Origin of the sequence: Alistipes montrealensis (assembly GCF_018362775.1) — a bacterium.
GTDB lineage: Bacteria > Bacteroidota > Bacteroidia > Bacteroidales > Rikenellaceae > Alistipes > Alistipes montrealensis.
The window spans coordinates 307,325-321,062 of the sequence record NZ_JAGYXY010000002.1 but is presented as its reverse complement, the minus strand read 5'-3'; the positions used below and the strand labels follow the sequence as shown (position 1 = coordinate 321,062).

Genomic DNA, 13,738 nt, shown 5'->3' with positions numbered 1-13,738 from the left:
CCGGGATTATTCCGCCGTGAGCAGGAATACGCAACTGTCGTAAATCTTCGGCATTGCGGGGTTGATGCCGGCATTCGCAAGCATTTCGCCGCTGAGGGTCTTGCCGTCGAACCAACTGCGGGGTTTGTCGACGTTGAGTTCGCGAACGGTGTAACCCGTCTTGGGGTCGAGGCCCTGCAGGCGGAATTTCGGGATCAGCGAACGGCCCTGGTATTGCAGGCTGTAAGTGAACAGGACGGCCTGCTTTTTATCTTTCGAGACATACATCAGGCCGTAGCAGCCGTTCTTGTCGTAGGGCGTGCCGATGCGGTAGAGGTCGCCCTGCATGACGATGTCGCGGTACTCCTTGTAGCTGGCGATGGCCCGGCGGGCGAACTGCCGCTCCTGGTCGGTCATCTGTTTGGGCTGGAGTTCCATGCCGAGGCGTCCGGCGCAGGCCATGTCGAAGCGGAACTTGATGGGCGTGATGTTGCCCGTCTGGTGGTTGGGCGTCGCCGAGACGTGCGAACCCATGACGATAGCCGGGTAGAAGAGGCTCGTGCCGTACTGGATGCGGGCGCGCGAAAGCGCCTCGGTGTTGTCGCTCGTCCACACTTCGTCGAAATATTTCAGGGCGCCGTACTCCACACGGCCGCCGCCCGAGGCGCAGGCCTGGATCAGTACGTCGGGATATTTGGCGCGGATGCGTTCCATCACCTTGTAGAAGCCCTGGGCGTAGTCGATCCAGAAATGCGACTGTTCGTCGGCGGGGAGGTAGGCCGAACCCACGTTGTTGGCGTTGCGGTTGGCGTCCCACTTGATGTAGTCGATTTTGTCCGAGAGTTTCATCGTGTTGTCGAATACCTCGAATACGAAATCCTGTACTTTGGGGTTCGAAAGGTCGAGCAGCCACTGGTTGCGGGTCTGCGGGGCCTCGCGCTTCGGCGGACGGACGATCCAGTCGGGGTGTTTCTCGGCCAGTTCGCTCTTGGGGTTGACCATCTCGGGTTCGATCCAGATGCCGAATTTCAGTCCCTTCGAATGGGCGTAGGAGGCGATGTGGTCGATGCCTTCGGGCAGTTTCGCGGCATTCACCTGCCAGTCGCCCAGTCCGGCGCCGGAGTCGTTACGCGGGTATTTATTGCCGAACCAGCCGTCGTCGAGGACGAACATTTCCAGGCCCATCGAGGCTGCGTCGTCGATCATGTCTTTGAGAACCTTGGCGTCGAATTTGAAATAGGCACCCTCCCAACTGTTGAGCAGCGTCGGAACAACCTCGTGGCCGCGGTAAACGCCGTAGTTGCGGGCCCAGTCGTGGAGGTTGCGCGAGGCGCCGCCTGCGCCGCAGAACGAGTGGGTGTAGATCATTTCGGGTGTGGTGAACGATGCGCCCGGACGGAGTTTGTAGGCCGAAGAGTTGGGATTCGCACCGGCGAGGATGGTCAGCGCGTCGAATTCGTCGACCTCGAAGTTGAGGCGGAAATTGCCGCTCCAGGCCAGCGCTCCGCCGATGACCTCGCCGCAGTTCTCGCTGAACGTGTCGCTGCCCAGCGTGAGCAGGAAGGCGGGATTCTCGGTGTGGGTAGTGCGTACTTCACGCGTCGACTCGATGCTTTTCGAACCGTGGGTCAGCACCGTGTGGTCGACCTGTGCCTCGCGGGCCCAGGCTCCGTAGAGGTGGGTCAGGAGGTATTTGTCGGCTTTCAGGGGCAGCGACGAGGAGTAGAAGCTGTGCAGCGTTACAGGTCCTTTTTCGCGGTTGCGGATCACAGCGTGCGTCGAGATGACGTTCTCTTTGGCATAGGCCGTGAAAACCAGTTCCACGTCGAGCGCCTGGCAGCAGTCGGTCATTTTCACGACGGTCTCCGTCACGTTTTTGTCGGAGAGTTGTTTCGAGGTGTGCGATACGTAGCGCAGTTCGGTGTTCATATCGCCATTGGCATGGGTGACGCGCAGGGCGGGTTCGCGGAAATTGCGGCCTCCTTGTGCCGAGTAGGCCAGGTCTTCGGTTCCGTGGTCGCCGCGGCGGTTGCTCTTGTAAGCGGCGAGCGGCGCCGTGTCGTCGATGCGTCCGCCGAAGTGGCGGAAATATACTTCACCTCCGGGGGTGGCGGTGAGCACCATCGATACGTTGTCGGTGCTGATGTCGATGACCTGCGGCGGCGCGGCGGCCGATACGGTGTTCGCGGCGAAAGCGGCGATCAGGGGAATCAGTAGTTTTTTCATCGTGTTTTTAGTGGTTTCTGGCCCAAAGATACGAAAATCTGCGAAACTATATGAAATGATCCGAAATAACAACGTAATTCCGTGGGTTGCGATCAGAACGTATAGGCGATGCGCAGGTAGCCGTAACGGCCCAGGTAGGAGGTCGAAGAGGTGACGATGTAGTCGGTATCGAAACTGGTGGTGGCGTAGTCGGGACGGTTGAGGATGTCGATGACGCCGATCGAACAGCCCAGTCGGTTTTCCTTGCCGAATTTACGCCCGGCCGAGGCGTTGAGGATCACGTTATGGCGCGTGAGCGAATGCGAACGACTGTTGCAGTAGAACTCATAGAGCGTACCGACCGAGCCGAAATATTTGCCGAACCGCAGGTCGACGCGGGCGTTGACCTGTTCGCGCAACTCCTGCGAGGTCTCTTTCTGCGTGGTGTAGGAACTCATCGAGGTGTTGGAACGGACGGAGAATTTGACCTTGGTCGAAAAGCCCGAGTCGAACCCGAAACCGATGCGGAGCGAATGCCGGAGCGAATGGAAGAGGTCGTCGCCGGTGAAGTAGGGCGTCTGGTTGAATCCGTAGTTCACCGAGACGTTTACGGTCGACCGCAGCGGGTTGACCTGCTGCGAGTAGGAGACCGTACCTCCGATGTTGTAGCAGCCTCCGACGTTGTCCTGCGTGGAGAGTTGCGCCCCTTTCTGCGCCGTGTAATCGTACTGGGGCAGGTAGGTGTCTTCGAGGAAGAGCGTGCGCCGCGAGGCGATGTAGTTGACGGTGTAACTGCCGTTGAGCCGCACGCTGAAATTGAGGGCTTTCTTGACATCGGTGAACTGGAATCCCGTCGTTGCCGAAAGGTTGTTCTGCAATTTGAGGTCGGGATTTCCGGCCTGCAGTGCAAGGGGATTGGTGGCGTCGAGCGTCGAGCGCAGCGATTCGAGCGGAATCATCTGCGGATAGGAGCTGAGGTTGAACGAAAACCGCCGCCGGGACTTGCCGACCGAGAGGGAGACCCAGGGGCTCACCTCGAAGAACAGCCGCGGGAAACGCACTTCTTCCGGGAACCGTTCGCTGCGGGCGATGTCGTAGACCGTGCCGGTCAGTCCGGCCGTCATCCAGAAATCCTCGTTCCGGTATTGAAGGTTGGCCTGCAGGTTATGCGTGTAGGTGTCGTTCGTATAGTTGTAGGAGTTGACAGTGTCGATGACACCCCGCGGATCGCTGAGGAAATCGACTGCCAGTTGTTTCGACCGGTCGTAGTCGCGGCTGAAGTTATAGGATGCGCCGAACGAACCCTTCTTTCCCAGTTTGTAGCGGTAGCCCACATTGGCGCCGAGCGAATAGCTGCGGCTGTCGCCGTCGTTGCGCAGTTTGACCTGCAGGCCGGGTGTCAAGGCTGTCGTGTCGATACGCCATCCGTCGCGGTTGCCGGTGTTGTACCGGCCCGAGATGCTGAATGTCAGCGTCGAACGCTCGGAGATCCGTGTCTGGTAATAGAGGGAGAGATTGAGCCGGATGTCACGTTTGTCGGAATTGCTGTTGAGGTCGGTCCGGGTTTGTTCGTCGTCGATCTGCTGTTTCATGCGGTTGTGTCCTGCCGAGGAGCCGTCGTCGATCGAGAAGGAGGTTGAGGCGCCGAGCACATTCTTTTTCCGCTGGATGCTGGTGAAATTCGCGACTTCGGTCGAAAGCGACTTCGAGAGCGATTCGCTGACGCTCTCCTCGTTGCGCAGGGCGTAGGCTTCGGTCGGGAAATATTCGGTTTGCGAGCGGTTGATGCTGCTCTGGCGGTTGCGGCCGAACCGGACGGTGGTCATGACGTTGGTCGAGTCGCCCCGGCGGAGGGTGTACTCCGCACGGGCGTCGGTCTGTTTGGTGGGGGTGGTTTTCGAGTTGTACGAGGCGGTCTCCCCCTGCTGATTGCTGTCCTTCGAATTGGAGGCTTCGAGACGCAGGTTGCCCTTCTCGCTGTTGCGGTAGAAAGTCCCGGCCTCGGAGTGGCGGATTTCATGCCGCCCCGAGTAGTCCTTTTCGAGGCTCGCTCCGAGCGAGGCTTCCAGGTTGCCGCCCTGGATGAACCCGCGCTTCGACTTGGTCTCGACATCCATCACCTTCTCCTTTTCGGCGGTGTTGTCGCCCATGCGTTTTGCCGTGGGGCTCAGGTCTTCGTAGACCCGCACGCTCTTGACATCCGAAGCTTCGAGGTCGGTGAGGACATAGGACGTTTGGGTTCCGAAGAGGTTTTTGCCGTCAATGAGTACCCGTTTGACCTCCTGTCCTTCGGCGTAAATCTTGTTGTCCTTGATTTCGACTCCCGGCAACTGTTTCAGCAGTTCCGCGAAACGGTCGTCGGCCATGGTTTTGAAGGCCCCGGCGTTGTAGACCGTCGTGTCGCCCCGGAAAACCATGGCGACCTGCTGCCCGACGACCACGACTTGGGCGATCGATTGCTCGTCGAACTCCATTTTGACATCGATACTGCCCCGGAACTCGTTCTTGCCGTAGCGCCGTTTGAAGGGCTTGTAGCCGACGTAAGAGACTTCCAGATCGACCGAATCGCGGAAAATACGGTCGCAGTGGTAGGTGGCCAGGATGCGGTAGAAATCTTCTTTAGTGGTTGTGCCCCGCAGCGTATCGCTCCTGCTGATGATCGAGACCGTAGCGCCGATCAGCGGGTCCCGCGTCTGTTTGTCCTGCACGATAATGGTCGTGCGTGCCGACCTGCCGCCCAGGACTTGTGCGTAAACCATGCGGGATTGGGGTGCACCGCTTCGTGCCGGATGCGCGGAGGGCATGCCGACAAAACCGAGAAGGGCGAGAATCAGGAGTAAGTAACGGGCCAAACCGGGGAGTGAAAAGGTTTATGGGTTGCAAGGTAGTAATTTCCGTCCATAGTACAATCGGTCCGAGAAAAAGAATTTTCGGCCCCGTCAGTCTGTTGCGAATCGAAACCGAATGGAAGGATACGGTTAAATTCTTTTGCAATATTTCGCCGGATGCGTCCGGATCGTAACCGAGGGTGAATTCATGCCCCGAAAAGGCATCCGGAATGCTGTTTTTTTCTTATCTTGCGACGCAAGACCCATCGTAAATTAAAGAGACCGGCATGAGGAAAAGTGAATTGAATCACCGCACCGTAGACGGACGGACTTGTGTTCCGGATCGTGCCGACGAACTCCCTGCCCGGGTTCCCCCCCCCGCGGGAGCCGCCGTATTCCCTGTTGACAGCCGAGTATTTTCCGATACCCGACAATTGCGCCGTGCAGTTGCCGGCAGTCGCTTTTATGTTCCCTGATCGTTAAAAATCCCCATTATTCGGGATTGCGGCCCGTTTTGCGGTCGCGTATCTTTGTGCCTCAGAAACGAACAACATTCTCAGTATTCACATAACCCTGTTTGCCGTGAAGAAATTTTTACTAGTACTTTTATTGGCGGGCGTCTGCATTCCGCTGGGTGTGCAGGCCCAGGCTCCGAAGAAGGTTTCCATCGAAGGAACCGTGACGGAGTATAACACGAAACAGCCGATTGCAGGCTGTGTGGTTGCCATCCCGACGCTCGAACTGTGGGTGGTGACCGATGCCAAAGGCCGGTTCCGGATGCCGTCGGTGACTACCGGCAGCTATACCATCGAGACGACCTGCCTGGGCTACGAGCCCCTTTCGTATAAGGTGACGGTCACCAGTTCGATCGGAACGCTGTCATTGCGCCTCAAGGAGTCGAGCCTGCAACTGAACACCGTGACCGTGACGGCCCAGCGGGGCCGCAGCATCAACTCCTCGTCGACGATCGACCGTCAGGCGATGGACCACCTGCAGGCGACCTCCGTCAAGGACGTGATGCAGTTGCTGCCGGGTGTGTTGACCGCGAATCCGGAATTGACGAACTCCACTTCGAATTTCGTTGGCATCCGTGATCTCCCTAACTCGATGACGGACGGTAAGGAGGCGAGCAGTATCAACTCGAGTTCGGTGGGTGTCTATGTCGATGGGGCCGTTATGAATAATAACGCAATGCTGATGGGTGGAAAAGCTGCTGCTTTCGGGCAGCAAACGAGTCGAGGTATCGACATGCGTACGATTTCGACCGACAATATCGAATCGATCGAAGTTATTCGCGGTGTGGCGTCGGCCGAATACGGTAATATGAGCGCCGGAGCGGTCGTTGTCAAGACCAAGCAAGGTCGTACTCCTTATGAAGTCCGGGTGAAGACCGTGCCGGATACTAAGGCCGTGGCGCTGACCAAAGGTTATGCATTGGGCCCCGACAAGGGGTTTCTCAATGCGTCGATCGATTACGCCAATGCGATGAAAGATATCCGTACGGTGGAAGAAGCTTATGACCGCGGAACGTTTTCGGTGGGTTATACCAACACCTTCAACCGTGATCGCACTCCATTTCAGTTCAATGCCAAGGTGAGCGGCTACCTTTCGCGCGGCACAACGAAGGCAGATCCGGACAATATCTCGCAGGCGGAACGCAAGGAACTCGATGACCGGAATCTGTCGATCAACCTCAATGGTTCATGGCTGCTCAATAAATCGTGGATTACGACGTTGAAATATGTACTCAATACGTCGATGACCCGTCAGTATGCCCGTCAGCGGACAGCTCCCAGTGCGCTCGGCGTCGCCAACCCCGGAGCTTTGGAAAACGGGGAGTATCTGACTGAATTTATGCCCGACAATTACTTGAGCGATATTCGGAATCTGAGTATGGCTTATTACACGACGGCTAAAATGGTAGCCGAACTTTCGGGACGTTACGGCAAGGTTTACAACAAGGCGATGCTCGGTGTCGAATGGAATAATTCGGGAAATACGGGCAAGGGTCAGTATTACGAGGGCGTGCGCCCCATGTCATTCCGTCCGGAACCGTTCAGCGATATTCCTTTCCTGAATCAGGTGGCTGTCTTTGCCGAAGAAAAAGCGACGCTTCCGATCGGAAAAACGTCGCTTACGTTGCAGGCAGGCGGGCGTTTCACCTATATGGCGACGGATCAGTTGAACGATAACTGGGCTGTTGATCCGCGTTTCAACGCCAAATATACAATCATCAGCAACCGGGCCCCGAAAAAAGTTCGTGAGCTCAGTATCCGCGGCGGCTGGGGTATTCAGACCACGCTGCCGGCCTTACGGTTGCTTTATCCTTTTCCGGTGTATATTGACCGGGTTTCGTTCAGTTGGGGCGGAACGTCTGAAACGGGTCCCATGGCGGCATGGACTACGTTCGTAACTCCGCAGTCCGATATGATCAACCGTGACCTGAAGATGCAGTACAGCAAGAACCTTGAGGTAGGTCTCGATTTCGAGATGTTTGGTATCAAGGGAGGTGTTACATATTATAATGAGAAGATGCGTAACGGTTATACCCTTCGTATGACTCCGCAAATCGTGTCGTTCCGGGAGTATGAGACCTATAAAGGAACAGAAGCCCCGGTTTATATGGACGATCCGAATAACCCGGGACAAAAGGTCCTGGGCGTGGGAGGTGTTCCGCTTCCTTATCGGGATGAGAAAATATTCAATACGGCATCCGTCAAAAAACCGGCCAATGACGGTAAATACGATAAATGGGGTGTCGAGTATACGTTCGATTTCGGCCAGATTCGTCCGGTCCGGACTTCGGTCGTCGTCAACGGAGCATATATGACCATGACCCAGAAAGAGGGCGAGGGTGTGCTGTTGTACGATACTTATTCTACGGTAAAAGTGCCCTCCGACGGTAAAAATATCTACAATCCGTTCCTGGGTGCCTATTATGGCGGCAAGTCCGCTTCTTCCGGCTCGGTGTACACCCGATTCAATTCCAATATCAATCTGATCACGCATATTCCGAAGTTGCGCCTGATCACGACGCTGACGATTCAGTGCGTATGGCTCAACCGGACTCGAAATCTCCAGGCTGACGGTATTTACATTCTCGATGACAGCGGGAATCCCGTTTATGGCGATTTTTCGAACGGAACGAACGGTAAGATGATTTACAGAGACCCCGATTTCTACATGAACTCTGGCGGTCAGGTGTTGCCTTTCAATCGGGATTTGTACAACGACCCCACTTATGGGGCGGCTTATCGGGAATATCTTCAGACTGCCAGTACGACTACTACCTTTATTGAAAACTCATTCAAGCCTTATTTCATGGCCAATCTCCGTGTCACGAAAGAGATCGGTCGGGTTGCACAGATTTCATTCTATGCCAACAACTTTACGGATTCGCATCCCAAAATGTTACTGAAGAGTACAGGAACTTACAAGCGTGTGAATACCGATATTTATTTCGGCGCAGAATTAAAACTTAAATTCTAAAGAGTTGCAGACGATGAAAAATATTTTATACTATATGGTTCCTTTGGCAGCGATCTTTCTGCTGAGCGGCTGCCTCAAAGATATGAAAGACAGTGAACTGCTTCACGGCAACAAAGAGGTGTTGATTTCTATCGATTTGCCCGGAGAACTGGCGTCGCTCGACAAGGCGGGATTCAAGGTAACCATGCGCAATACGAAGATCGGAAATACGTATGTTACCGAAACCGATGCGAAGGGTGAAACCCGGATCGATGCCGAGTATGGAAATTACAGCGTGATTATCAGCAAAGTGGCCGATGTGGATGGAATTAGCAAGTTCCTGCATGCTACCAAGGATTTTGTTCTGAATAAAGACGGTCAGTCGGCCGAGACAAGCAATCTCGAAATTAAAGCTACGGCGCGTGGGACGATCATTCTGAAAGAGGTTTATTTTCACAAAACGAAGACTGCCGACGGGAAAGCGAATTATAACTATGACCAGTATTTCACGCTCTGCAACAATTCCGACGATGTGCAGTATCTCGATGGCGTGGGAGTTGGATTCCACACTACGTTCAATTCGGGAAAATCGGTCGTGTACAATAAATTCTGGTTGGGAAGTACCAGCACCGAACTTCGCGACTCTATTCCGGTCAATGCCTTCGGTTTTGTTTTTCCGGGTAAAGGCCAGGAACATCCGATACAGCCGGGTGAAGAGGTCGTGATTGCTCTGAGTGCTGTTGAACAAACAGCCGACCAGACCAGCCGACCGATGAATCTCGCCGCGGATAATGTATGGGCAATGTATATCGATCGTTTTGGATCGAGTTCTGCGGTGAAAGCTCCTGCTGCAGGCGTTGAACGGTTGGAATGCTTCTGTGAACTGGCATCCGGAAATTCGATCGTTCTCTCCATCAGTTCGCCGGCAATCGTCGTGTATCGCTTGCCTGAAGATCCTTATGAGTACGTTAAGGATGGGGCCTTCAAAAGCCAGCCTTACGGTAAGGTGATGTATCAGCCTACGAAATATACGAATATGCCTTCGATAATGGTTCCCAAGGAGTGTATTCTCGATGGTGTGGAGTTTCGTAACAACGATACGCACGTCCCGCGCCTTTGCTCCGACATCAGTCTTCAACCTTTGTTTATCACGACGACCTCGTACAGCGGTCAGTCCTATATCCGCAAGGTAGACGAAAGCGCTTCGGAGATCGTCGGACGTACGGTTTATCAGGATACGAATAATTCGGCTGATGACTGGATTCCGCTCGACGAACCGACCCTTTGCACGGAGTACAAAAACCGATAAAACCAAACAGCTATGAAGAAAAAAATATATGCGGTACTCCTGTTGACTGCGGTATGTGCGGGGTCGGGCGTTTTCGCCCAGTCTTCCACTCCGAAGGAGAACCTTGAAAAATATTATACCCTGGAACGTATTCGTTCGAAAAGCGGATGGCTCGTTTCGGACAACGCGGCGGGCTTGATGCTTAATCAGGCTTCGCTCTCCATTGCGGAAGTAAATTATGATTTCGAGAAAGGCGGACTGCGCGATGTCACCGATGGGTCGAAGGTAAATGTGCTCGGCGTTCAGTCCGAATCGTACCGTCGTTGGGACCGGCTTTCGTTCTACGGTAAGTTGAGCTACAATTATGCGGCTTCGACTGACCGGAGCTGGGCTGGAAATGCCTATATCGGTGATTCTCCGATGCTGATCGGCGATTCGATTCCGGGTAACACGCGCAATGAAACCTATGCCATCGAGGCCGGGGTAGCTTACCGTATGGGCCACTGGGTGATCGGAGCGATGGGTAAATACGAAGATCGCAGCCTGGCAAAGCGCCGTGACTCGCGCAATAAGACGACTTCTATGTACATGAGCGTTCAGCCGGGTGTAATGTTTACTTCGAAGGTAGTGGATGCCGGTCTTAATTTTACATATAAACGTATAACAGAGCGGATTGGCTACAAGGCTTTCGGTACGAATACGACTGGCGGAATGATCTATTTCTTCGAAGGTATGTGGTTTTATACCAGCCAGCAGCTTGGAGGAACCGAGACTTTCTATGATATCTATTACAAAGGTTCCGAATACGGAGGTGCTGCCCAGATGGAACTGAAGCTGGGAAAGCGGGTGAAGTTCTTCAACCAGTTTTCGGCCGAATACAGCAAAATGGAGCGTTTCCGTTTCGATTTGGACCAGCATATGGGCGACAACGATCAGTTAACCTATCGTTATCTGGGAGTCCTGAACTTCACGGGCCGTTGTGTCGATCAGCGGCTTTCGGTCGATGCTTCGTGGGGCGACCTGCTGAAATACAACAATATTCAGGAGCTGGAGCTCGATCCGGAGACCAACCAAAAATCGTACAAGCAGTACGGTCGTTTCCTGAAGTTCTCGCAGAAGCAGCGCAGCGTCGACGCTGACTATAAACTCTATGTCAAGCGTAACGAGTGGAGCAGTTCGTGGATCGTCGATGTGGCCTATAATTACTACAAAACCGAATCGGAGTATACGATCGCTCCGGCGCGGTACAACCAGGATGTGCACTTTTCGAAGCTGATGCTCGGTGTGACGAAGAATTTCCTGTTCGACAGCCGCAATTGGCTCGACGTGACGGCGCGTGGCGGATATACGTTCGGCGGCGGGAACCAGTTGGAAAAGACGTGTCCCGAGGGCGTGCAGATCGACAACGAGAACTACCGGGCCGACCTGCTGGCCCAGGAGTACGCTTTCTTGACCAACGACCGCCTGAACGGCGAGGCGGGCCTGCGTTATACGCATTACTTCCCGGCGAAAAAGATCGGCCTTTACGTCGACCTGAAAGGGCGCGCCGCATGGGCTCGCAGCGGACTGATGGACGGCAGCCGCCGGGGCGGCGTGTTCGCAGCCGTGGGTCTGAATTTCTGACCCTCCGTTTCCCGATTAAAAACCCGCAGGGCTTTAAAGCCCTGCGGGTTTTTTGTTGCCGGGATGTCAAAAAAAGAACGGACCCCGACCGGGTCCGTTCTCCTGTATAAATTAAGGGCGGGTTATTTCACCAGCCGCATTTCTTCGATCAGCTTTTCGGCGCCGGCGTACTTGTCCATGATCCACAGCACGAAGCGGATGTCGACGCAGACGGTCTTGAAGTTGGTCGGATGGAAGTAGATGTCGCCCGACATCGACTCGCGGTTGCCGTCGAACGCCAGTCCGATCACGTCGCCTTTGGCGTTGAGCACCGGGCTGCCCGAGTTGCCGCCCGTAATGTCGTTGTTGGTGAGGAAATTGACGTAGAGCTGGCCGTTTTCGCCCCAGCGGCCCCAGTCCTTGTTGCGGATGAGTGAGAACATCCGCTCGTCGACACGGAATTCGTAGTCGTCGGGGTTGTATTTTTCGGGGTAGCCGTCGATCGTCGACCGGGAGTCGTAGTGCACGGCGTCCTTCGGCGAAACCGGACCTACGGTTCCGTAGGTGAGGCGCATCGTCGAGTTGGCGTCGGGGTATTGGGGCACGCCCTCCGATTCGCGCATCTCGTAGATAGCGTGGGCATAGCGCAGTTCTTCGGCGTCGGTGTCGATGCCGGAGGCTCCTTCGGCCTGCTTGAGATTCTCGGCGAAGCACCGCGAGCTGACCGAATTGGCCATGGCCGCCATCGGGTCGGAGAGGATGTCTTCTGCGGAACGGGGTTCGGCGAACCAGGCGCACAGTTTCTCGTAGCTGGTGCAGCAGGTATTTTCGAAAGCGTAGTCGATCAGCGCCGGAACGTTGCCTTCGAAGCGGTCGTAAAGCTGCGGCAGTCGGTCGCCCCACATTTCGCGGGGGACGTTGTCTGTGAAACTCTGCACCATCTGTGTCAGCACCTCCTTGTCGGTGGCCGGGTCGAAATCCTTCATCATCCGCCGGGTGTTGCTCTTCACGCCTGCGAAGTCCTTGTCGCCGTCCTTTACCGTGGCGATGCTGTCGCGCAGCATCCGGTCGACGAGCGTGCCGAGACGGTTGGCCGTCATCATTACGTCGCTCGGGCGAATCCACGTCTCCTGGTAATAACACTTGCAGCGTACGGCCTGGGCGCGCGCTTCGTAGCCCTTTTTCAGGTTGGCGAGCAGGTCGCCGTATTCGGCCTTGCGGGCCGGGTCGGCGTCGATCCAGGCGGCGAGGCGCTGCTCCTCGGCGGCACGGATGCCGATCACGTCGTAACGGCGCAGGCAGATGTTCTCCCATTTGGCGTAGTCGGCGTAGTTGCTGATGCCGAAGTATTTGTCGCTGTACATCAGGCGTACGTCGGGGTCGGCCTCCATGTGGCGCTTCATGATGTCGAGGCGGTCGTGGCGCGCCTTGATCACGATGGGGTTGGTCACGTATTCCTTCTCGCGTACGGCGAACGACGACATGTAGCGGTTGGTACGGCCCGGGAAACCGATGACCATGGCATAGTCGCGGTCGTGGATGCCGCCGGTCGAGACGTTGAGCACCTTGCGGGGCGTGATGGGCACGTTGTCCTTCGAATAGGCGGCCGGGCGGCCCTTCGCGTCGCCGTAGACGCGGTAGAGGGCGAAATCGCCCTTGTGCTGGGGCCAGCCCCAGTTGTCCTGTTCACCGCCGAAGGCGCCGATCTTCACGGGCGGCGCACCGACGAGGCGCACGTCCTTATAGGTTTCGTAATAGAAAAGCAGGTATTTCTTGCCTTTCCACATCGAGGCGCACTCGACTTCGAAGGGCGTCTCCTTGCCGTATTTCCTTTCGAGGATGCCGTAGACCTTGCGGGTTCCGAAAACGCCGAGGCTGTTGGCCTTTTCGAGCGAGTCGCGGATGGCCAGGGCTTCGTCCGTCACGTCGGCGACCTTGCGCAGGAAGGTTACGGTCTTGCCTTTGAGCGGCAGTTCGTCCTTTTGTTCAAGGGCCCAGAAACCCTCTTCGAGGTAGTTTTTCGCGGGGGTGCTCAGCGAGTGGATGTCGCCGTAGGCCACGTGGTGGTTGGTGATGACGAGTCCCTTGTCGGAAATTACGCTGCCCGTACCCATGCCGCCGTCGACGGCCACGATGGCGTTGCACAGCGCCGGGGATTCCTCGTTGTAAATCTCCCCGGGCTTGAGCTTCAGCCCCTCCTTCTTCATCTGGGGGTAGATCATGTTCTGGAATGTGCTGACCAGCCACATGCCTTCGTTGGCAGATGCGGCGGCGGGAAGCAACGCGCAGACCAGTAAATAAAAAATCGCTTTTTTCATAGTCGGTTCTGTTTATTCAAAAAAGGGGCTTGCGTATCACAAGCCCCTTG

6 protein-coding genes are annotated in these 13,738 nt (G+C 55.6%); 3 read left to right on the top strand and 3 right to left on the bottom strand.

Annotated elements, in window-relative coordinates:
• Positions 1-6: 6 nt before the first annotated feature.
• Both KG007_RS04520 and KG007_RS04515 read right to left on the bottom strand, forming a co-directional pair.
• Positions 7-2,205 (bottom strand): alpha-galactosidase, encoded by a 2,199-nt coding sequence (locus KG007_RS04520; RefSeq protein WP_213347519.1) that lies wholly within the window; start codon positions 2,203-2,205, stop codon positions 7-9.
• Between the two features lie 92 nt (positions 2,206-2,297).
• Positions 2,298-4,943, bottom strand: a complete 2,646-nt coding sequence (locus KG007_RS04515; RefSeq protein WP_249413238.1) for a peptidase associated domain and porin domain-containing protein — start codon at positions 4,941-4,943, stop codon at positions 2,298-2,300.
• A 651-nt stretch (positions 4,944-5,594) separates the two neighbouring features.
• On the opposite strand from KG007_RS04515, the gene KG007_RS04510 reads away from it, so the two are divergent.
• From KG007_RS04510 to KG007_RS04500, 3 genes are read left to right on the top strand one after another with little or no spacing between them, the layout of a single operon-like run.
• A complete protein-coding gene (locus KG007_RS04510; protein WP_213347517.1) occupies positions 5,595-8,501 on the top strand; it encodes a TonB-dependent receptor in 2,907 nt (968 codons plus the stop codon).
• 13 nt (positions 8,502-8,514) lie between these two features.
• On the top strand, positions 8,515-9,789 hold the full coding sequence (locus KG007_RS04505) for a DUF4876 domain-containing protein (protein ID WP_213347516.1): 1,275 nt from the start codon (positions 8,515-8,517) through the stop codon (positions 9,787-9,789).
• 12 nt (positions 9,790-9,801) lie between these two features.
• Complete coding sequence (locus KG007_RS04500) at positions 9,802-11,391, top strand: DUF6850 family outer membrane beta-barrel protein (protein WP_213347515.1); 1,590 nt, start codon at positions 9,802-9,804, stop codon at positions 11,389-11,391.
• A 122-nt stretch (positions 11,392-11,513) separates the two neighbouring features.
• Here the strand turns inward: KG007_RS04500 and KG007_RS04495 are convergent, their stop codons facing one another.
• Complete coding sequence (locus KG007_RS04495; RefSeq protein ID WP_213347514.1) at positions 11,514-13,688, bottom strand: S46 family peptidase; 2,175 nt, start codon at positions 13,686-13,688, stop codon at positions 11,514-11,516.
• Positions 13,689-13,738: the final 50 nt, after the last annotated feature.